Genomic DNA, 18,812 nt, shown 5'->3' on the forward strand with positions numbered 1-18,812 from the left:
CTTTAGCGGCTTGGCCCGGCCCTCATTTCCTGCGGGCCCGTCGCGAGCGCGCCGGAGCGCGCGTCTGCTTGGCCGCGCCCGGAAACCAGAGCGTCGTCATCTGGCGGGTGGCCTCGGCCCTCATCTGCGACTGCTGACGCTGCATTTCGGCCGCCATCGCGCCGCGCGCCGCGCCGCTCCATGCGTTCGCGGCGCTCAACCACATGCTCATCCAAGGGTTTTTCATCGCCCGCCTCCCGTGTGTCTGGACTGAACGCAACCTCGCCGCGGGCGTTCCGCGTCGGTCGTCAGCCATCACGCGAATTTTCTCTGGACAAATCCGAACAAGAAGAGAACATTAAGCGAACTCAATCATGAGGAGGTCGCCATGCGGCGTCGTCTTGCGGCAGCAGCAGCGGTGTTTGGTTTCGGCATATGCGGGCAGGCCGCCATGGCCATGGAGCTCGTGTCGCCCCAATCCCTCAAGCGCGACTGGCTCGACGGCCGCGCGGTGACGACGGTCGGGCCGCGCGGCGGCAAGTCCGAACTCACTTTCCGCAACGACGGCACGCTCGTTCGCACGGGCGGACGAGCCGGCGCGGCCGGCGAAGGCTCCTGGCGTCTCGACGACGAGGGCTTCTGCATGACGCTCGGCCAGGCCAAGCGCGAAAGCTGCTATGTGGCGATCCGCGGCGAGGGCGGGGCGATCCGCGTCATGCGCCGGACCGGCGCCTTCGTCTGGACGCGCTGAGGCGCGCCCGCGGCGTGAAGCCGGGCCCGCCGCCGGCGGCCCCTGCGATCAGCGGCCGGCCGTAAAGGTGATCGGCAGCGAGTAGCGCGCCGACGATTGGGTCATGTCGGACGGCATGGCCGGGATTCCGGCGCGGCGCACCATGGCGGCGGCCTCCGCCGCGGCCGCGCCGCCGCCCGACGCCGAAACGCCCGACACCGCGCCGCTGCGCGAAACCGTGAACGACACGATGACCCGGCCCGAGAAATTGACGCCCGAGCGCTTCTGCGCCGCGACAGCCGCGCGCACGCGGCCGGCGTAGACGGAGGCGGCGGCCCGCGCCGCGCCGGCGTTCGACGACGCGCCGCTGCGCCCGCCCGCCTGCTGCGAGGGACGCGCGGGCTCCGGACGCTCGGCGGGCTTGGCGGCTTCGCGCACGGGCTTCGGGCGCGGCTGCTCACGCTTCGGGGTCGGCTTCGGGTCGGGCTTCTTGGCGACGGGCTTGGGCGTCGGCTTCGGCTCGACGGGCTCCTCCTGCGCCACCACCGTTTCGGGCGGCGGCAGGGTGACGACCGGCTCGACGTCCGGGGGAACGGCCGCGACGTCGGGCGGAACCTCGGTGACCTCGGGAACCTGCTCGACGGCTTCGAGCTCCTCGGGCGGCGCTTCCTCGGCCGTCACCTCGGTCTCGTCGGGGGGCGTGGTCTCGTCCGGCTCAACGGGGTCGAGCTCGTCGAGCGCCTGCTCCTCGGGCGTCTCTTCCGGAGCGGCTTCCGAGGTCGCGTTCGCGCCGGCCTCGTCCATCTGCGCGGCGCCCGAGGGCGGCGGCAGCATGTCGAGTTCGATCGGCGCCTGCGACTCGAAGCCGACCGGCGCAGGCGCGTTGTTCAGATAGACATAGGCCGCGCCATGGACCGCGGCCGCAAACGCCACGCCCATAGCCCAACGCCTTGCCGAGCTCGCCGAGGACTCCTGGTCCTGGAGGCTCAGCGCGTCAACGGCCGCCATTCGAGCCCACGGCCTCGAGCGCGACCAGCGCGACCTTGAGATAGCCGGCGTTGCGGAGGTCGTTCATCACCTCCATCAGTTCGCCATAGGGCACGCGCTTGTCGGCGCGCAGAAAGATGCGCTGCTCTTTGTCGCCCTGCGTGGCGGAGGCGATCGCGCGGCCGAGCGCGGGCCTGTCGAACACCTGGTTGCCGACCGCGAGCTTCAGGTCCTGCTGGATCGTCAGATAGACCGGCTTGTCGGGCCGCGGCTGGCGCTTGGCGCTCGAGGCCGGCAGGTCGACGCCGACGTCCACGGTCGCGAGCGGCGCCGCCACCATGAAGATGATGAGCAGCACGAGGATCACGTCGATGAACGGCGTGACGTTGATCTCGTGGGTTTCGACGAGGTCGTCCCCGCCGGACTGGTCGAGCTTCGCGGCCATGGAACGCCTGCCTTATTCGGCCGCGCGGCGGACGCCGTGGCCCATCGCCGCCCGGTCGAGGTCGCGGCTCACGATCCGCAGGACGGCCGCGGCGGCGTCGCCGAGCAGCGCCCGGTGGGCCGAGATCGCGCGCGCGAACACGTTGTAGATGATGACCGCCGGGATCGCGGCCACGAGGCCGATGGCGGTCGCGAGCAGCGCTTCGGCGATGCCGGGCGCGACGACCGCGAGGTTCGTGGTCTGGGCGTTCGAGATGCCGATGAACGAGTTCATGATGCCCCAGACCGTGCCGAACAGGCCGACGAAGGGCGCGGTCGAGCCGATGGTGGCGAGCACGCCGGTGCCGATCGCGAGGCGGCGGCCGGCCTGCGCCTCGAGGCGCGACAGATGCGAGGCGACGCGCTCCTTCACGCCCTCGGCCGACATCGCGTCCTCCGAATAGGTCAGCTCCGCGTCGGCGGCGTTGACGAAGGCCGCGACCGGGCCGCCGCCCTTGCGGGCGCCGAGCGCGCGGCGGGCGTCCTCCAGGCTGCGGGAGGCGGCGAGCGCCCTGAGCCCGCGCTTGGCCTTCTGCGAGGCGGCGGCGAGCTCGAGCGACTTGGCGAGCCAGACCGTCCAGGTGACGACCGACGCGAAGGCGAGGCCGATCATCACCGCCTTCACCACCCAGTCGGCGGCCATGAACATGCCCATGGGCGTCAGGTCATGCGGGATCTTGCCGCCGCCGAAGGTCGGGGCCGAAGGTCCGGCGGGCGCGCTGTCCGCGGCGTCCGCAGGCGCGGGCTGGCCGGAGTCGGGCGCAGGGGCTGCGCCCGGGGCGGGCTGGGCGGCCTGCGGCTGCGCGGGCGCCGGCTTGCCGGGTTCGGTCGCCTGGACCTCCTCGGCCGGCGGAAGCGCCTGGGCGGGCTGGGCCGGGGACTGCTGCTGGGCGGCGGCGGGGGCCGCCGGCCGCTCCTGCGCGACGACGGCGTGGGGCGCGGCGAGCGCGAGAGCCAGCGCGAGCGCCGCGGCGCGGGAGCGGACGTCGATCACTTCGCGAACTCCACGTCCTTGACGCGCGAGGAGGTCGAGACCGCCGCGAGGCAGTCCTCGGCCCCGCCGCAGGCGGTGACGTCGTTCAGCAGCACGCGCCCGATGCCGTCGCACTTGGTCTCGGCGGCGTTGAACAGCTTCACGCTGGTCTTGGACGCGCGGACCGGGCCGGCCTCGACCGCGAGGCGCCGCGAGATCACGCCGTCCTTGTCGAAGAAGACGAGATCAAGCTTGAGGCTGTCGAGCGCCTTGTCGGCCGCGTTCGCCACCACGATCGAGATCTGGCAGCCGCTGTCCTTCGGTTCGAGGCGGTTGAGCTCGACCGACACGCCGGAGGCCGCCGTCGCCGGAACGCCGAGCGTCAGAGCGGCGAAGCCCGCAAGGGCGGAAAGCGCGGCGCGCGAGGAAACGAAAGGCGACAACGACCTCTCCTCAGGATCGGACAATCGGATTGACAACAGGCGAATAGGGGCAAGGAGCCAAGACATCAAGGGTTGGTCCCCCAATTGATAATCGCTCTAAATTCACGGCGCGGCGAGGGATAAGAAGAGAATAAGAAGCGCGGGAGCGGCGGGGTTTCGAGGACTCGAGGCCGGGTCGCGAAATCTTCCCGGTTCCGAACGTGTCTTCCGATCGGGCTCCGTGGCGCTCGTTCGCGTCCCCCTGCCGCATGCCGGAAGGGAGCGTTCCGGCTTGACAGTCTACTAAAACACTCGAATAAAAGAATTGTCGGCCGCCATAGCCGGCGAGCAGTTTCAGGAGCAGCTCATGGCCGCACGCCCCCCGCGCCGCCCGCACGAGCCTGTCAAATTCGCCTATTGGGTTCCCAACGTCTCCGGCGGCCTCGTCATCTCGGACATCGAGCAGCGCACCAGCTGGGACATCGACTACAATCGCGAGCTTGCGCGGATCGCCGAACGGTCCGGGTTCGACTACGCCCTCACCCAGATCCGCTTCACCGCCGGCTACGGGGCCGAGTTCCAGCACGAGTCGGTCGCGTTCAGCCATGCGCTGGCGGCCGCGACCGAGAAGCTGACGGTCATCGCCGCGCTGCTGCCGGGCCCGTGGAACCCGACGCTCGCCGGCAAGCAGCTCGCCACGATCAGCCAGCTCACCGGCGGGCGCATCGCGATCAACGTCGTGTCGGGCTGGTTCCGGGGCGAGTTCGCGGCGATCGGCGAGCCCTGGCTCGACCATGACGAGCGCTATCGGCGATCGGAGGAGTTCATCCGGGCGCTGCGCGGCGTCTGGACCGAGGACAGCTTCACGTTCAACGGCGACTTCTACCGATACCGCGACTATTCGCTGAAGCCGAAGCCTCTCGATCCGTTGCCCGAAATCTTCCAGGGCGGCTCCTCGCGCGCCGCGCGCGACATGGCGGCGCGGGTCAGCGACTGGTACTTCACCAACGGCAACACGCCGGAGAACGTAGCTCGTCAGGTCGACGACATCCAGGGGAAGGCCGCCGAGCTCGGCCGTTACGTCAAGATCGGCGTGAACGCCTTCGCGGTCGTCCGCGAGACCGAGGCCGAGGCCCGCGCGGTCGTCGACGAGATCGTCGAGAAGGCCAATCCCGACGCGGTGAAGGCGTTCGGCCACGAGGTCAAGAACGCCGGCGCCGCCTCGCCCGAAGGCGAGGGCAACTGGGCGAAATCCAGCTTCGAAGACCTCGTCCAATACAATGACGGCTTCAAGTCCAACCTGATCGGCACGCCGCGTCAGATCGCGGACCGCATCCTCGACCTGAAGGATGCGGGCGTCGATCTCGTGCTGCTCGGCTTCCTGCATTTCCAGGAGGAGGTCGAGTTCTTCGGACGCGAAGTCATTCCGCTGGTGCGCGAGCTCGAAGCTCGCCGCCGCCCCGTCCACGCCGCCGCCTGACGTCGCGTTTTCCTGTGTTGAGCCCCTTCGCCATGACCGCAGATCTGATCGACGCCATCGCCGGCTGGTTTTCCGGCCTCCGCTTCTCCGAGCCGGACGCGTTCGCGCTCTCGCAGGACGAACTCGACGGGGAGGACGAGGAGCGCTTCGACTCCGCGCTGAGCCCTCTCGAAGAGTTCCGCTGAAGCCGCCCTCCTAGGAACCTCGCCTCATGAGCCCGAACAAGCCGCGCCTCACCCTTGTGCGCGAGGCGCGCAACGGCGTGTCCGGACCGCCGCGGCCGAGCCATCCCGCCTATGTGGTCAAGGACGACGCCGAGGCGCTCGCGATCGCGACCACGCTCGCGGCCGAGTTCCGCGTCGGCGCCGGCGAGCGCGACCGGCTGCGGATCTGGCCCGTGGCCGAGCTCGACCGCTTCTCGCAGAGCGGCCTCTGGTCGATCAACGTGCCGAAGGCGTTCGGCGGGCCCGAGGTCTCCTATGCGACGCTCGCCGAGGTCATCGAGATCATCTCGGCCGCGGACTCCTCGATCGGCCAGATCGCCCAGAACCATCTCGGCGTGCTGGCGGCGATCCGCACCGTCTCGGACGAGCCGTAGCAGCGTCTGCTGTTCAAGGAGGCGCTGAAGGGCGCGCGCTTCGGCAACGCCTTCTCCGAATTCGGCTCCAAGCGCGCCGCCGAGTTCGAGACGCGCTTCACCGACCATGGCGACCATGTCGTCGTGAACGGCCGCAAGTTCTATTCGTCGGGCGCGCTGCTCGCCCACTACGTCCCGATCGTCGCGCTCGATGTCGAGGGGCGCGCCTGGTACGCGATCGCCGACCGCGACGCGTCGGGCCTCGCCGTCATCGACGACTGGTCGTCGTTCGGCCAGAAGACGACGCTCTCGGGCACGGTGATCCTCGAGAACGTCAAGGTGCCGAAGACCCATCTCGTGCCCGGCTTCAAGGGCTACCAGCGGCCGAGCGCCGACGGGGCGGTGTTCCAGATCATCCAGGTCGCGGTCGACGTCGGAATCGCGCGCGGCGCGATCGAGGAGACGATCCAGTTCGTGCGCACCAAGTCGCGGCCCTGGGCGGACAGCGGCCTCGAGCACGCCTGGCAGGATCCTTACGTGAAGCAGGCGGTCGGGGACCTGACGTTGCGTCTTCACGCCGCGCAGGCGCTGCAGGCCCGCGCCGGGCGCCTGATCGACGCTGCGGTCGCGCGGCCGAACGAACGCACGGTCGCCGAGGCGCAGGTCGCGACCGCCGAGGCGAAGGTGCTGTCGACCGAGATCGCGATCGCGGCCGCCAACAAGCTGTTCGAGCTCGCCGGCAGCCGGTCGACGCTGGCCGAGCACAATCTCGACCGGCACTGGCGCAACGCCCGGGTCCATACGCTCCACGACCCGATCCGCTGGAAATACGCGATCCTTGGCGACTATGCGCTGAACGGGGTCAATCCGCCGCTCCACGCCTGGAGCTGAGACGCGCCGGAATGGGGTGACGGGCGCGAAAGGCGCGCTAAAACGAGCGTCCTGCAGATGCGACGCTTCCTTCGCCCATGACCGACGTCGACATTGGCCCGACAGGCGTTCTGCCCGAGGGTCTCGCCTTCCTCGCCAGCGGCGGCGAACTCGCCGACGCGATGCGCGCTCTCGACGAGAGAGGCACGCCGCTCGGGCCCGCCGCGGGATGGTCGGCGAGCCTGAAGGCCACCGTCGGCTTCATGCTGCCCTCGCAGGCGCAGATGGTGCTGTTCTGGGGCGACGACTATCTCGCGCTCTACAACGACGCCTACGCGCCGACGATCGGCTCCAAGCATCCGGACGCGCTCGGCCGGCCGGCGCGCGACTACTGGTCGGAGCTCTGGGACGATCTCGAGCCGCTGCTGTCGCGCGTGCGGACCACCGGCGAGACCTACACGGCCAAGGACCGGCCGTTCGTGCTCTCGCGCGGGTCTGGCGTCGAGCAGGTGTTCTTCGACATCTCCTACCAGGCGATCCGCGACGAGGCGGGCGCGGTGGCGGGCGTGCTGTGCATCGTCGGCGAGACCACGAAGCGGGTGCTGGCCGAACGCCGCCTGAAGTTCCTGGTTGAGCTCAGCGACCGCACCCGCGCGATCGGCGATCCCGAGACCATCAAGGCGGTGGTGGCGGCGCTGCTCGGCGAGCGTCTCGGCGTGGCGCGCGCCGGCTACGCCGAGATCGCCGACGACAGCCTGACCTTCTCCGTCACCCGCGACTGGTCGCTGCCCGGGGTGGCGGGCCTCGGCGGGCGCTACGACCTATTGGCCTTCGGGCAGGAGATCGCCGACGACCTGAAGCTCGGCCGCGTGATCCGGATGGAGAACGTCGACGACCATCCCTTGTCGAGCGAAGCGTTTCGGGGGCTCGGCGCCGTCGGCAACCTCGCCGCGCCCCTGATGAAGGACGGCCGCTGCGTCGCGGTGCTCTATGTCCACACGCTCGAGCCGCGCCGCTGGTCGGACGACGACGTCGCGCTCGTCAACGAGGCGGCGGAGCGCACATGGTCGGCGGTCGCCCGCGCCCGCGCCGACAGGAACGCGCAGGAGAGCGAGCGCCGCTTCGAGGCGATCGCCAACTCGATCGACCAGATGATCTGGTCGACCCGGCCGGACGGCTATCACGACTATTACAACGACCGCTGGTACGAGTTCACGGGCGTGCCCTACGGCTCGACCGACGGCGAGGCGTGGAACGGCATGTTCCACCCCGACGACCAGGAGCGCGCCTGGGGCTTGTGGCGGCGCTGCCTGGAGACCGGCGAGCCCTACCACATCGAATACCGGCTCCGGCATCGCACCGGCGCCTATCGCTGGGTGATCGGCCGCGCCCAGTGCGTGCGCGACGCGGGCGGGCGCATCACGCGCTGGTACGGCACCTGCACCGACGTCGAGGACCTGAAACGCGCCGAAGGCGCGCTGCGGGAGCTCAACGACACGCTCGAGACCCGCGTCGCCCATGAGGTCGCCGAGCGCGAGCAGATGGCCGAGGCGCTCCGGCAGGCGCAGAAGATGGAGGCGCTCGGCCAGCTTACCGGCGGCGTCGCGCACGACTTCAACAATCTCTTGCAGGTGGTGGTCGGCAATCTCGAGATCCTTCAGCGCAACCTGCCCGAGGACGCCGCCCGGCTGCGGCGCTCGGCCGACAACGCGCTGATCGGCGCCAACCGCGCCGCGACGCTGACCCAGCGGCTCCTCGCCTTCGCACGCCGCCAGCCGCTCGCGCCGCAGCCCGTCATGGCGAACTCGCTCGTGACCGGCATGGCCGAGCTCCTCACCCGCACGCTCGGCGAGACCATTCATCTGGAGACGGTGCAGGGCGGCGGGCTCTGGCGCGTCGAGGCCGATCCCAACCAGCTCGAAAGCGCGATCCTCAACCTCGCGGTCAACGCCCGCGACGCGATGCCCGAAGGCGGCAAGCTGACGATCGAGACCTCGAACGCCCATCTCGACCACGCCTATGCGGCCGAGCGCGCCGAAGTGCAGCCCGGACAGTATGTGGTGATCGCGGTGTCGGACACCGGCTCCGGCATGGAGCGCGCCACCCGCGAGCGCGCCTTCGAGCCGTTCTTCACCACCAAGGAAGTGGGCAAGGGCACCGGCCTCGGCCTCTCGATGGTCTACGGCTTCGTCAAGCAGTCGGGCGGACACGTCGCGATCTATTCCGAACCGGGCGTCGGCACGACGGTGAAGATCTATCTGCCGCGGCTCATGGGCGAGTCGCCCGAAGAGGCCGAGATCGCCGTCTCCGGCGTCGTGCCCGACGGGTCGCGCGCCGAGACGATCCTCGTGACCGAGGACGACGACGACGTGCGGATGTACTCGGTCGACGCGCTGCGCGAGCTCGGCTACCGCGTGCTCGAGGCCTATGACGCGGCCTCGGCGCTGCGGCTTCTGGAGCGGCAGGAGGGGCGGGTGGACCTGCTGTTCACCGACGTCGTGCTAACCGGCGGCATGAACGGGCAGGAGCTTGCGGAGCGCGCCCGGGCGATGCGGCCGGGGCTGAAGGTGCTGTTCACCACCGGCTACGCCCGCAACGCCATCGTGCACCACGGAAGACTCGACGCCGGCGTCGAGCTTATCACCAAGCCTTTCACCTTCGCCGATCTCGCGGTGCGCGTGCGCGACGTGCTGGACGACCGTCCGGGCCGGCCGAAGGGATAGGCGGCTTCAGCCGCCGAGCCGCGCCGTCAGCTCGCGCGTCTTCAGCGCGCGGCCAGACCGCAGGATCTCGATCTTCGCGCGATAGTCGCCGGCCGGCCAGCCCGCCGCAGGGCGCTTGCGGCCGGTGAACAGCGACCACTGCGCCTTCGGCCGCTCTGCGACGGGCGCATCGTTGCGGGAGAGCTCCCGACCGTCCGGCGCGAACAGCGTGACGCGAACGCCGTCGCCGCGCCCCAGCCCGACCACGCGGGCGAAGGCCATCAGCGCCGCCGGGTCGCTTCCCGGAGCCCGCGCCTCGATGGCGCCGCTCTCGATGTCCTCGTTCGGCGCCGGGCCGTCCGCGAAGCCTGCGTTCAGCACAAGCGGCGCCTCGATCGCGACGGCCGCGGCGGCGTCCGCGGCCCATGCGCTTTTCGTCTCGCCGCAGGAACTGGACGGGCCGTCGACCGCATAGGGATCGACGGGCTCGCCGTTTCGGCGCAGCGCGAAGTGAAGATGGGGAAACTCGGTCGCGCCCGAGAGCCCGATCCGCCCGATCGCTTGGCCGCGGGCCACCTGGTCGCCCTTCTTCACCGCCACCGACCCCTTGGCCATGTGGCAGTACTGGGTCGACCATTCGTCGTCATGGCGGATCATGACGCCGTTGCCGCATTCGACGCCCTCGACCGCCTCCCGGCCGCTCGCCTTGAGGCCGGCGTCCTCCATACCGTCGCGCGTTCCGACCACGACGCCTGGGGCGGCGGCCCGCACCTCGACGCCGGCCTTCTGCGCGGCAGTGGTCGGCGCGCGGAAGTCGACGCCGTCGTGGCCGTCATAGCCGAGCGCCGTGCAGCGGAAATCACGCACGCCCTTGCCGGGATCGTGGTCGAAGAGGTTCTGGACCGGACAGACGAGCCCGGCCGGACAGACGATCGGCGCGGACAGCTCGACGGCGGCTGTGGGCAGCGCCGACAGGACCACGCAGGCCAAGGCGAGACGGATCCTCATGGCTTCAGGTCTAGCCGATGCGGCGGACGCTCGTCACCTCGTCTCCGGCCTTTCGGATCCGCTCTATCGCGGATGTGAGCGGCTCGACCGCGACAGCCATCGCCCAGGCGTTGGCGTGCAGAAGCGTGTCGGCGTCGCGCACGAAGGCCACATGGCCCTTCCAGAACACGAGGTCGCCGCGCCGGGCCTTTTCGAGATCGACCCGCTTGCCGAGATCGGCCTCCTGCATGTCGCTGTCGCGCGGGGCGGGCACGCCGCAGGCCGCAAGGCCCGTCTGGACAAGCGCCGAGCAGTCGAGCCCGAGGCTTGTGCGCCCGCCCCAGAGATAGGGCGCGCCGACGAAGCGCTCGGCGACCGCCACGGGGTCGGTCTCGAAGCCGTCGAGCGGCTTCAGGTGGCCCCTGACCGCATAGGCGCCGGTGTCGAGCACCGCGAAGCGGTCCTCGAAGCCCACGACGCTGACGCGCGCGCCCATCGACAGCGCGTCGACCGGCGGAGCCTTAATGGACGGGGAGGGGAACAGCAGCGTCCGGAGCGCCGCGACCCGGTGGGTCGGGCCGGGCCCGAGCTCTTCGGAGAGCGCCGCGGAGGGCAGGTAGCCCACATAGCCGTCGGTCACGAGCTGGCCCCAGGCCCAGCCCTCGAGCTCGTCATAGACGGTGACTTCCTCGCCGTAGAGGACCTCGGTCTCGAGCGGCGACGACGCGCCCGGCGCCCGGCGCAAGCCCGCATGGCCGACCGCAACGCGGCGACGCTGACCTTGCGTGAACCGCAGCGCCTCGACCTTGCCCTTGAGGCGCGCCGCCGCGACGTCCGGGCGGGCAGGGGTGACGCGGCGGTCGAACGGCACGGCCATGCGGCGCAAATCCTCGAAAGATCGGGCCGCGGAGCAAGCGCCGACGCGATCCTCGCGTCAATCGCCGAATAGCAGGGGCGCGGCGAGGAACCCGACGATGACCAGCGCGAGCGCGATCCAGCCGAACAGTTTTCCGCGGGTCTCCATCAACCGCTTTGCGTGGTCGCCGAAGAAATAGATGATCCCGCAGGGCAGGGCGAAACGCACCCCGCGCGCGACGATGCTCGCGAGCACGAAGGTCATGAAGTCGAGCTGGGTGAGGCCGCTCGAAATGGTGATGACCTTGTAGGGGATCGGCGTGATGCCGCCGCCGATCAGCACCATCAGCCAGCCATACTCGTTGTATTTCGCGGCGATCTCCGCGAAGTCGCCGCTCATGCCGTAGAACCGCATGATCGGTTCGCCGACGGCCTCGAACAGCAGATAGCCGATCAGATAGCCGACGATCCCGCCGATCACCGACGAGATCGTGCAGACGGCCGCGTAGCGCCACGCCTTGGCGCGCTCCGCCAGGATCATGGGAACGAGCATGACCTCGGGGAACATCGGGATGAACGAGCTTTCGGCGAAGCACGCGGCCGCCAGCGCCCGTTCGGCGTGCCGGTGGCGCGCCATCCTCATCGACCAGTCGTAGACCCGTGACACCGCCGCACCGCTTCAGTTCGAACGATGCGGGTTATGGACCGATTTCCTTGACGGAACGGCGCCGAACCGCGCCGCTTACGCCATCGTGAAGAGGCGGCTCAGGCTCCGTATCGCCGGCTGAGCAGCGCCATCAGCGCGCGCGACGCCTGCACCTCGCCGCCTTCGGGGCGACCGGGCTTGGCGCTCGGGGCCCAGGCGAAGATGTCGAAGTGGGCCCAGCTTCGCGCCTTCTCCACAAAGCGCCTCAGGAACAGCGCCGCGGTGATGGAGCCCGCGAACGCGCCGCTCGAGATGTGGTTCACGTCCGCGATCTTGGACGACAGCAGGTCGTCGTAAGGGTTCCAGAGCGGCATGCGCCAGAGCGGATCGTGCTCGGCCGCAGCGCAGCGCAGGAGATCGGCCGCGAAGGCCTCGTCGTCGGTGTAGAGCGGCGGCAGGTCGGGCCCGAGCGCGACGCGCGCGGCGCCCGTCAGGGTCGCGGCGTCCACCATGATCTCGGGCGCCTCCTCGTCGCCGAGCGCGAGCGCGTCGGCGAGCACGAGGCGGCCTTCGGCGTCGGTGTTGCCGATCTCGACCGTGAGACCCTTTCGGCTCGGATAGACGTCGCCGGGGCGGAAGGCGTCGCCCGAGATCGAGTTCTCGACCGCGCCCACGATGAGGCGGAGCCGCACCTTCAGCTTCGCGCCCATGATCATGGCGGCGAGCGCGATCATGGCCGCGGCACCGCCCATGTCCTTCTTCATCAGCAGCATCGCGGACGACGGCTTGATGTCGAGGCCGCCGGTGTCGAAGGCGACGCCCTTGCCGACGAGCGTGACCTTCGGCGCGTCCTCCGGCCCCCAGCGCAGGTCGACGATGCGCGGCGCGCGCGGCGAGGCGCGGCCGACCGCGTGGACGAGAGGGAAGTTCTCCTTGAGCAGGTCGTCGCCGACGATCGACGAAACTTCGGCGCCGTGCTCGCGCGCAAGCGTGCGGATCGCCTCCTCGATCTCGGCCGGGCCCATGTCGTTGGCCGGCGTGTTGACGAGGTCGCGCCCGAGCGTCACGGCCGCGATCGTGCGTTCGATCTCGGCGGCGTCGACGCCCTCGGGGAGGGCGATGCGGACCAGCTTCGCCTCGGACTTGCGATAGCGCGTGAACCTGTAGGAGCCGAGCCCGAAGCCGAGCGCCGCGAGCCGCGCGTCGCCCACCGCGCCGTCGAAGCGATAGGCGCCGGCCGGCAGCGCGCCGACGAGCTTGCCGACGAGGAACGGGTTCTTCGACGTCGCGTCCGCCTTCTCGACGCCGAGCACCACGCCTGCAAGCGCGCCGCCGTCGCCCGGGACCAGCAGCGTCTTGCCCGCGCCGAGCTCGAAGCCCGTGGCCTTGGCCCAGGCCGCCGCAGCTTCGGGCAGCGCCTCGCCCGAGGGCGTGAACCAGACAGGCGTCGCGGGCTCGGACGACGGCGCGAAGAGGTCGGTCATGTGCGTTCGGCTCCGCATCGAGAAAGGGCGAGCAGGTCATCGCACGACCGGATTGGCCTGTCGCGCTCTTCTCCCCTCCCCCTTGCGGCGAGGGGGCGGGGGTGGGGGTGGTTCCGGAAAAGGCGAAGAGGGCGACGTCGCTCTACGCTCATTGGCTGATCTTCATTCTGAGCCACCCCCACCCTTACCCTCCCCGCTAGTGGGAGGGGGCGGAGACGTCGCGCCAGCCGTCGGGTGGTCACGCCGCTGCGGAGAACATCTCGGCGGCGAGGCGGCCTTCATGCTCGAAGGTCGCGGGGCCGGTCATGAGGATGTGGTCGTCGCCCTCGCGCCAGACGATGCGCAAAGGGCCGCCCGGCAGGCTGACGACGACGTCGCGGCCCGTGCGCCTCGTGCGGGCGGCCGAGACAGCGGCCGCGCAGGCCGCGGTGCCGCAGGCGAGCGTGAGCCCCGCGCCGCGCTCCCAGACCTTGAGCGTGATCGCCTCCTTCGAGGTCACCTTGGCGAGCGAGATGTTGGCGCGCTCGGGGAACAGCGGGTGGTTCTCGAGCATCGGTCCGGAACGGCGCAGGTCCACGACGTTGAGGTCGTCGACCCAGAAGATCGCGTGCGGATTCCCGACATTGGCGACCGAGGGCGAATGGATGAGCGGGGCGTCGATCGGCCCAAGCTGCAACTCGACCGCGCGGGTGTCGGCGAACTCTTCGGACAGGGGAATGTCGGCCCAGCCGAAGCGGGGCTTGCCCATGTCGACCGTGATCTGGTCCGGCGTCTCGCCCGCCGAGCAGATCAGCAAGCCGGCGTCGGTTTCGAGCGTCAGCTCGCGGCGGCCGGTTTCGCGCATCAGCCACCAGGCGACGCAGCGTGTGCCGTTGCCGCAGGCCGAGACCTCCGAACCGTCGGCGTTGAGGATGCGCATGAAGCCGTCCGTGCCGGGCGTGCGCGGATCATGCACCGCCATCAGCTGGTCGAAATGCGTCTTCGGCGCTCGCGCGAGCGCCTGAGCGTCTTCTTCCGTGGCGCGGGCCTTGGAGCCGCGCAGGTCCACGATCAGGATCTCGTTGCCGAGTCCGTTCATCTTGAGAAAGGGCCGGTCGATCAGGGCGGACATCGCAAGAACCTTGGTTGCGTGCGCCGTAGATATACCGGGCGACGCCGTTCCGCGAGAGGCTGCGCGACGGCGCAACCGGCGCGTTGCGCATGAAGGCTCGACACGTGCGGCCGAGCCGCCTAAGCGGTCACCTCACATCACAGCCTCGTGTGCCCCCATGTCCGCCGTCGATCCAGAGGCGCAAGGCGCGACCCCGGTTCCGGAGTCGCCGCTCGCCTTCCGCCACCGCAATTTCACGCTGTTCTGGTTCGGGCGGCTGACCGCGACGTTCGCGGTGCAGATCGTCTCGGTCGCGGTCGGCTGGCAGGTGTACGACATCACCCGCGATCCCTGGGACCTCGGCCTCGTCGGGCTGATCCAGTTCCTGCCCGCGATCGCGCTGGTGCTGTTCACGGGCCAGGTGGCGGATCGCTTCCCGCGCCGCCTCATCATGGCGGTCTGCGTCGCGGTCGAGGCGGTGGGAGCGCTTGCCTTGGTGGCCGTCGCGCTGATGGAGACGCCCTCGGTCGGGTTGATCTTCTGCGTGCTGTTCCTGTTCGGCGTCGCGCGCGCCTTCTTCTCCCCGGCGAGCTGGGCGATCGTGCCGAGCCTCGTGCCGCAGGCCGCGCTCGCCAACGCCATCACCTGGGGCTCGTCCGCCTGGCAGTTCGCCACGATCGTCGGCCCGGTGACGGGCGGCCTGCTCTATGGCCTCGGCGCGCCGGTCGCCTATGGCGGGGCGGCGGCGCTCTTGATGGCGTCCTGCGTCCTCAACCTCATGATCACCTCCCCGCACGTGCGACGGACCCTCGAGCGGAACTGGGACTCGCTCGCCGCCGGCTTCCGCTACGTGTTCACCGAGAAGGTGGTGCTCGGCGCGATCTCGCTCGATCTCTTCGCCGTGCTGCTCGGCGGCGCCTATGCGCTGATGCCGGCCGTCGCGCGCGACGTGCTCGACGTCGGCCCCTGGGGGCTCGGCATGATGCGCGCCGCGCCCGGGATCGGCGCGATCGCGGTCGCGGCGCTGCTCTCCGTGCGGCCCATCACCGATCGCGCCGGCCACATCATGTTCGTGTGCGTGGGCCTGTTCGGGCTCTCGGCGGTGGTGTTCGGCCTGTCGCAGACCGTGTGGCTCTCGATCGCCTCGCTCGTGGTCATGGGCGGGGCCGACATGGTGAGCGTCACGATCCGCGAGACCCTCATGCAGCTCTGGACGCCCGACGAGGTCCGCGGGCGGGTCAACGCCGTCAACATGATGTTCATCGGCGCCTCGAACGAGCTCGGCGAGTTCCGCGCCGGCGCGATGGCGTCGGTGATCGGGGTGATGCCCGCGATCATCTTCGGCGGCGTCGGCGCCATGGCGGTGGCGGGACTGTGGGCCTGGATGTTCCCGCAGTTGCGGACCGCGCGGTCGCTGGAGAAGCGCGAGGGGTAAGGGCCCGCTTGCCCTCCGGGCTCCGGCGCGCCAAACCCTGCGGCGAGCTTCCGCAGAACAAGAGAGCGCTCCGAGATGACCGACCTGCCGACCGAGATGACCTATGTGAGCGCCTCCGGCGACGGCGGGCCCGAGGTGCTGGGGACGGCGAGGGGCCCGGTTCCGACGCCCGGCGACGGCGAGGTGCTGATCGAGGTCGCGGCCGCGGGCGTCAACCGGCCGGACGTCATGCAGCGCAAGGGCATGTATCCGCCGCCGCCCGGCGCCTCGTCGATCCTCGGCCTCGAGGTGGCGGGCAGGATCGTCGCCGTCGGCAAGGACGTGAAGGGCTTTGTGGTCGGCGATCAGGTCTGCGCGCTGCTGACGGGCGGCGGCTACGCCGAATACGCGGTGGCCCCGGCCGAGACCTGCCTCGCCTTTCCGAAGGGTCTCACGGCGGTCGAGGCGGCGGCGGTTCCCGAAACCTTCTTCACCGTCTGGGCCAACGTCTTCGACCGCGCCGGCCTGAAAGCGGGCCAGAGCTTCCTCGTCCATGGCGGCACGTCGGGGATCGGCTCGACCGCGATCCAGCTCGCGGTCGCGCGCGGCGCGACGGCCTACGCCACCGCAGGCGGACCCGAGAAGGTCGCGTTCTGCGAAAAGCTCGGTGCTGCGCGTGGGATTGATTATCGGTCCGAGGACTTTCAGGCGGTTCTGAAGGAGGAGACCGGCGGCAAGGGCGTCAACGTCATCCTCGACATGGTGGGCGGCGAATATACGGGCAAGAACGTCAAGAGCCTCGCGCCCGAAGGCGTGCTGGTGCAGATCGCCTTCATGCAGGGGCCGAAGGTGCAGATCGACCTCACCCCCATCATGCTGAAGCGCCTCACCGTCACCGGCTCGACGCTGCGCGCGCGCCCCGTCGCCGACAAGAAGCGGCTCGCCGAAGCGCTGCAGCGCGAGGTGTGGCCACTGATCGAGGCGGGCAAGGCCAAGCCCGTCGTGCACGCGACCTTCCCGCTGGAGAAGGCCTCCGAGGCGCACGCGCTCATGGAGGAGAGCTCCCATATGGGCAAGATCGTGCTGACGACTGGCAAGGGCTGAGCGGGCTTTCTTGCGCGCCTGAACCGCCGCCCACATGCCCGCGCCTTCGCGCGGGCATCCACGACTTGGTCGTTCGGCGCCGCGCTCTGTGACCAAATCGTGGATACCCGGCTTCGCCGGGCATGACGGCGCAGGTTCAAGCGCCATCTCACGGTCCCGCGCCTGAGATGGCGGCGCCCGCTGTTCAAAATTTCATCTAGCGCAGATGTCTAGAATTTATATCGTCGCCCGGTGAGGCGGCTTGGTAAGGCGCGTCTCTGTCCGGAGCCTCGCCTTGACCGTCTTCACCGCAGCAGCCGTGCAGTTCGAGCCGACCATGTTCGAGAAGGAGCGCAACGTCACGCGCCTGCTCGACCTCGTGCGCGAGGCCGCGGACAAGGGCGCCAAGCTGATCGTGACCCCCGAAATGGGGACCACCGGCTATTGCTGGTTCGACCGCGACGAGGTCTCCACCCAGGTCGAGACCATTCCGGGCGCGACCACCGACCGCTTCGCCGCGCTCGCCAAGGAGCTCGGGCTCCACATCGTCGTCGGCATGCCGGAGGTCGAGCCGGCCACCGGGCTCTACTACAACTCCGCGGCGCTCATCGGTCCGGAGGGGCTGGTGGGAAAACACCGCAAGTCCCACCCCTACATCTCCGAGCCCAAATGGGCGGCGCCCGGCGATCTCGGCCATCAGGTTTTCGAGACCGAGCTCGGCCGCATCGCGCTCCTGATCTGCATGGACATCCATTTCGTCGAGACCGCGAGGCTCGTGGCGCTCGGCGGCGCGGACGTGATCTGCCATGTGTCGAACTGGCTCTCCGAGCGCACGCCCGCGCCCTACTGGATCAGCCGGGCGTTCGAAAACTCCTGCTACCTGATCGAGAGCAACCGCCGGGGTCTGGAGCGCACCGTCCAGTTTTCCGGCGGCAGCTGCGTGATCGAGCCCGACGGCGCGATCGCCGCGGTGATCGACGGCGGCGACGGCGTGATCACGGCCGAGATCGACACCGACCGCGCGCGTGAGCGCGTGGTGCTCGGCGAGCCGACCTTCGCGCAGCGCCGCCCGGATCTCTACCGCGAGCTTCCCACCGGACAGTCCGGCTGGAATCCGCTCGACTTCTTCAGCCTCTACGGCCACCGTCCGCTGCCGGCGGGCAGGCGCTCGAAGATCGCGGCGGCGCAGTTCGCGCCGAGCTCGAACGTCGCGGCGAACCTCGTGAGGATCGCCGAATTCGCGGGAGAGGCGGCGGCCGAAGGCGCTGCGCTGGTCGTGTTCCCGGAGCTCGCCGTCACAGGTCTCGAGGATCCGGCCTCGCGCGCGGAAGGTCTTTCGGGCGTGTCCGTCACGCGCCTGCTGGCGCTCGCCTCGAAACTCAAGATCCACATCGTGGCGGGGCTCGCCGAGCAGGACGGCGAAAAGATCTACAACTCCGCGGTTCTCGTCGGGCCCGAGGGCTTCGTCGGGTCGTACCGAAAGATCCATCTCGCGAGCCGCGACCGCGGCTGGGCGAGCGCGGGCGACAGCTGGAAGGTCTTCGACCTGCCGCTTGGCCGCGTCGGCCTGCTGATCGGCCACGATGCGCTGTTCCCGGAGGCCGGACGCATCCTGGCGCTGCGCGGCTGCGACGCGATCGCGGTTCCGGCGGCGATCGGGGGCCAGTTCAGCTTCGGGCACGCCGGCACCGACGTCGCCCAGAACTTTCCGATCCCGACCGGCGCGGACCCGTTCCACTGGCACCACTTCCGGGCGCGGGCGGGCGAGAACAACGTGGTGCTGGCTTTCGCCAACGTGCTCGACGAGGACGCCGGCTATCCGGGCAAGAGCGGCGTGTTCGGGCCGGAAACCTTCGTGTTCCCGCGCACCGAAGCGATCGTGTTCGAAGGGGAGGGGGTGGCGGTGTCGGAGATCGACACCTCGAACCTCGACACGCCCTATCCGACGAACCCGATCCGCCGGAAGGATCTCGTGACGATGCGGCTGCCGCACCATTACGTCCCGCTCGCCGTCGAGGCCGGCAACGAGCAGGCGGCGGCGGTCGCCTGA

Annotated in this window: 17 protein-coding genes and 1 pseudogene; 8 read left to right on the forward strand and 10 right to left on the reverse strand. The window is 70.0% G+C overall.

Features of this window, described 5'->3' with window-relative positions; genetic code table 11:
• Positions 1 to 22: 22 nt before the first annotated feature.
• Positions 23 to 211, reverse strand: coding sequence for a hypothetical protein (locus ACFOWB_RS10965; protein WP_261404897.1), 189 nt, complete (start codon positions 209 to 211; stop codon positions 23 to 25).
• Between the two features lie 156 nt (positions 212 to 367).
• Between ACFOWB_RS10965 and ACFOWB_RS10970 the strand changes: the two genes are divergently transcribed.
• Positions 368 to 730, forward strand: coding sequence for a hypothetical protein (locus ACFOWB_RS10970; protein WP_261404896.1), 363 nt, complete (start codon positions 368 to 370; stop codon positions 728 to 730).
• Positions 731 to 778: 48 nt separating this feature from the next.
• Here ACFOWB_RS10970 and ACFOWB_RS10975 read toward each other — a convergent pair whose 3' ends face one another.
• From ACFOWB_RS10975 to ACFOWB_RS10990, 4 genes are read right to left on the reverse strand one after another with little or no spacing between them, the layout of a single operon-like run.
• On the reverse strand, positions 779 to 1,648 hold the full coding sequence (locus ACFOWB_RS10975) for a hypothetical protein (protein ID WP_378147247.1): 870 nt from the start codon (positions 1,646 to 1,648) through the stop codon (positions 779 to 781).
• Positions 1,649 to 1,703: 55 nt separating this feature from the next.
• Entirely contained in the window at positions 1,704 to 2,141 is a 438-nt protein-coding gene (exbD, locus tag ACFOWB_RS10980) for a TonB system transport protein ExbD (RefSeq protein WP_261404894.1), read from the reverse strand.
• A gap of 12 nt (positions 2,142 to 2,153) precedes the next feature.
• Positions 2,154 to 3,173: a tonB-system energizer ExbB gene (gene exbB, locus ACFOWB_RS10985; RefSeq protein ID WP_261404893.1), complete on the reverse strand. Its 1,020-nt coding sequence runs from the start codon at positions 3,171 to 3,173 to the stop codon at positions 2,154 to 2,156.
• A complete protein-coding gene (locus tag ACFOWB_RS10990) occupies positions 3,170 to 3,595 on the reverse strand; it encodes a hypothetical protein (RefSeq protein WP_261404892.1) in 426 nt (141 codons plus the stop codon). The genes exbB and ACFOWB_RS10990 overlap by 4 nt, the downstream gene beginning before the upstream one ends.
• A 346-nt stretch (positions 3,596 to 3,941) precedes the next feature.
• Between ACFOWB_RS10990 and sfnG the strand changes: the two genes are divergently transcribed.
• The 4 genes and pseudogenes from sfnG to ACFOWB_RS11010 all read left to right on the forward strand — a co-directional run bounded on the left by sfnG (position 3,942) and on the right by ACFOWB_RS11010 (position 9,224).
• Positions 3,942 to 5,054, forward strand: coding sequence for a dimethylsulfone monooxygenase SfnG (gene sfnG, locus ACFOWB_RS10995; RefSeq protein ID WP_261404891.1), 1,113 nt, complete (start codon positions 3,942 to 3,944; stop codon positions 5,052 to 5,054).
• Positions 5,055 to 5,086: 32 nt separating this feature from the next.
• Positions 5,087 to 5,239, forward strand: coding sequence for a hypothetical protein (locus ACFOWB_RS11000; RefSeq protein WP_261404890.1), 153 nt, complete (start codon positions 5,087 to 5,089; stop codon positions 5,237 to 5,239).
• A gap of 26 nt (positions 5,240 to 5,265) precedes the next feature.
• Positions 5,266 to 6,522: pseudogene (locus tag ACFOWB_RS11005) on the forward strand (SfnB family sulfur acquisition oxidoreductase).
• A 77-nt stretch (positions 6,523 to 6,599) separates the two neighbouring features.
• Positions 6,600 to 9,224 carry an ATP-binding protein gene (locus tag ACFOWB_RS11010; protein WP_261404889.1) on the forward strand — a complete coding sequence of 875 codons (2,625 nt, stop codon included), beginning with the start codon at positions 6,600 to 6,602 and terminating at the stop codon, positions 9,222 to 9,224.
• A 6-nt stretch (positions 9,225 to 9,230) separates the two neighbouring features.
• Here the strand turns inward: ACFOWB_RS11010 and ACFOWB_RS11015 are convergent, their stop codons facing one another.
• The 5 genes from ACFOWB_RS11015 to dapF form a co-directional block, all read right to left on the reverse strand.
• Complete coding sequence (locus tag ACFOWB_RS11015) at positions 9,231 to 10,211, reverse strand: M23 family metallopeptidase (RefSeq protein ID WP_378147251.1); 981 nt, start codon at positions 10,209 to 10,211, stop codon at positions 9,231 to 9,233.
• Between the two features lie 10 nt (positions 10,212 to 10,221).
• Positions 10,222 to 11,067: a C40 family peptidase gene (locus tag ACFOWB_RS11020; protein ID WP_378147254.1), complete on the reverse strand. Its 846-nt coding sequence runs from the start codon at positions 11,065 to 11,067 to the stop codon at positions 10,222 to 10,224.
• 57 nt (positions 11,068 to 11,124) lie between these two features.
• On the reverse strand, positions 11,125 to 11,688 hold the full coding sequence (locus ACFOWB_RS11025) for a YqaA family protein (RefSeq protein WP_378147256.1): 564 nt from the start codon (positions 11,686 to 11,688) through the stop codon (positions 11,125 to 11,127).
• Between the two features lie 122 nt (positions 11,689 to 11,810).
• Positions 11,811 to 13,175 carry a leucyl aminopeptidase family protein gene (locus tag ACFOWB_RS11030; protein ID WP_378147258.1) on the reverse strand — a complete coding sequence of 455 codons (1,365 nt, stop codon included), beginning with the start codon at positions 13,173 to 13,175 and terminating at the stop codon, positions 11,811 to 11,813.
• Positions 13,176 to 13,413: 238 nt separating this feature from the next.
• Complete coding sequence (gene dapF / locus ACFOWB_RS11035) at positions 13,414 to 14,286, reverse strand: diaminopimelate epimerase (protein WP_378147260.1); 873 nt, start codon at positions 14,284 to 14,286, stop codon at positions 13,414 to 13,416.
• A gap of 157 nt (positions 14,287 to 14,443) precedes the next feature.
• Here dapF and ACFOWB_RS11040 point away from each other — a divergent pair, with 157 nt between their 5' ends.
• The 3 genes from ACFOWB_RS11040 (at position 14,444) to ACFOWB_RS11050 (ending at position 18,812) form a co-directional block, all read left to right on the forward strand.
• A complete protein-coding gene (locus ACFOWB_RS11040; RefSeq protein WP_378147262.1) occupies positions 14,444 to 15,700 on the forward strand; it encodes an MFS transporter in 1,257 nt (418 codons plus the stop codon).
• A gap of 75 nt (positions 15,701 to 15,775) precedes the next feature.
• The gene (locus ACFOWB_RS11045) at positions 15,776 to 16,783 is read left to right on the forward strand and encodes an NAD(P)H-quinone oxidoreductase (protein ID WP_378147264.1); all 1,008 of its coding nucleotides are present in this window, start codon (positions 15,776 to 15,778) and stop codon (positions 16,781 to 16,783) included.
• Between the two features lie 274 nt (positions 16,784 to 17,057).
• Complete coding sequence (locus ACFOWB_RS11050) at positions 17,058 to 18,812, forward strand: nitrilase-related carbon-nitrogen hydrolase (protein WP_378147266.1); 1,755 nt, start codon at positions 17,058 to 17,060, stop codon at positions 18,810 to 18,812.

Source organism: Chenggangzhangella methanolivorans (genome assembly GCF_042648545.1).
Classification (GTDB): domain Bacteria; phylum Pseudomonadota; class Alphaproteobacteria; order Rhizobiales; family Methylopilaceae; genus Methylopila; species Methylopila methanolivorans.

Excerpts from the sequence above, each read along its gene's own strand:
- dapF (WP_378147260.1), bottom strand. The coding sequence starts at position 14,286 with ATGTCCGCCCTGATCGACCGGCCCTTTCTCAAGATGAACGGACTCGGC.
- exbD (WP_261404894.1), bottom strand. The coding sequence starts at position 2,141 with ATGGCCGCGAAGCTCGACCAGTCCGGCGGGGACGACCTCGTCGAAACC.
- ACFOWB_RS11025 (WP_378147256.1), bottom strand. The coding sequence starts at position 11,688 with ATGAGGATGGCGCGCCACCGGCACGCCGAACGGGCGCTGGCGGCCGCG.
- sfnG (WP_261404891.1), top strand. The coding sequence starts at position 3,942 with ATGGCCGCACGCCCCCCGCGCCGCCCGCACGAGCCTGTCAAATTCGCC.
- ACFOWB_RS11010 (WP_261404889.1), top strand. The coding sequence starts at position 6,600 with ATGACCGACGTCGACATTGGCCCGACAGGCGTTCTGCCCGAGGGTCTC.
- ACFOWB_RS11020 (WP_378147254.1), bottom strand. The coding sequence starts at position 11,067 with ATGGCCGTGCCGTTCGACCGCCGCGTCACCCCTGCCCGCCCGGACGTC.
- ACFOWB_RS10965 (WP_261404897.1), bottom strand. The coding sequence starts at position 211 with ATGAGCATGTGGTTGAGCGCCGCGAACGCATGGAGCGGCGCGGCGCGC.
- ACFOWB_RS11030 (WP_378147258.1), bottom strand. The coding sequence starts at position 13,175 with ATGACCGACCTCTTCGCGCCGTCGTCCGAGCCCGCGACGCCTGTCTGG.
- ACFOWB_RS11000 (WP_261404890.1), top strand. The coding sequence starts at position 5,087 with ATGACCGCAGATCTGATCGACGCCATCGCCGGCTGGTTTTCCGGCCTC.
- ACFOWB_RS11015 (WP_378147251.1), bottom strand. The coding sequence starts at position 10,211 with ATGAGGATCCGTCTCGCCTTGGCCTGCGTGGTCCTGTCGGCGCTGCCC.
- ACFOWB_RS11040 (WP_378147262.1), top strand. The coding sequence starts at position 14,444 with ATGTCCGCCGTCGATCCAGAGGCGCAAGGCGCGACCCCGGTTCCGGAG.
- ACFOWB_RS11045 (WP_378147264.1), top strand. The coding sequence starts at position 15,776 with ATGACCGACCTGCCGACCGAGATGACCTATGTGAGCGCCTCCGGCGAC.
- ACFOWB_RS10970 (WP_261404896.1), top strand. The coding sequence starts at position 368 with ATGCGGCGTCGTCTTGCGGCAGCAGCAGCGGTGTTTGGTTTCGGCATA.
- ACFOWB_RS10975 (WP_378147247.1), bottom strand. The coding sequence starts at position 1,648 with ATGGGCGTGGCGTTTGCGGCCGCGGTCCATGGCGCGGCCTATGTCTAT.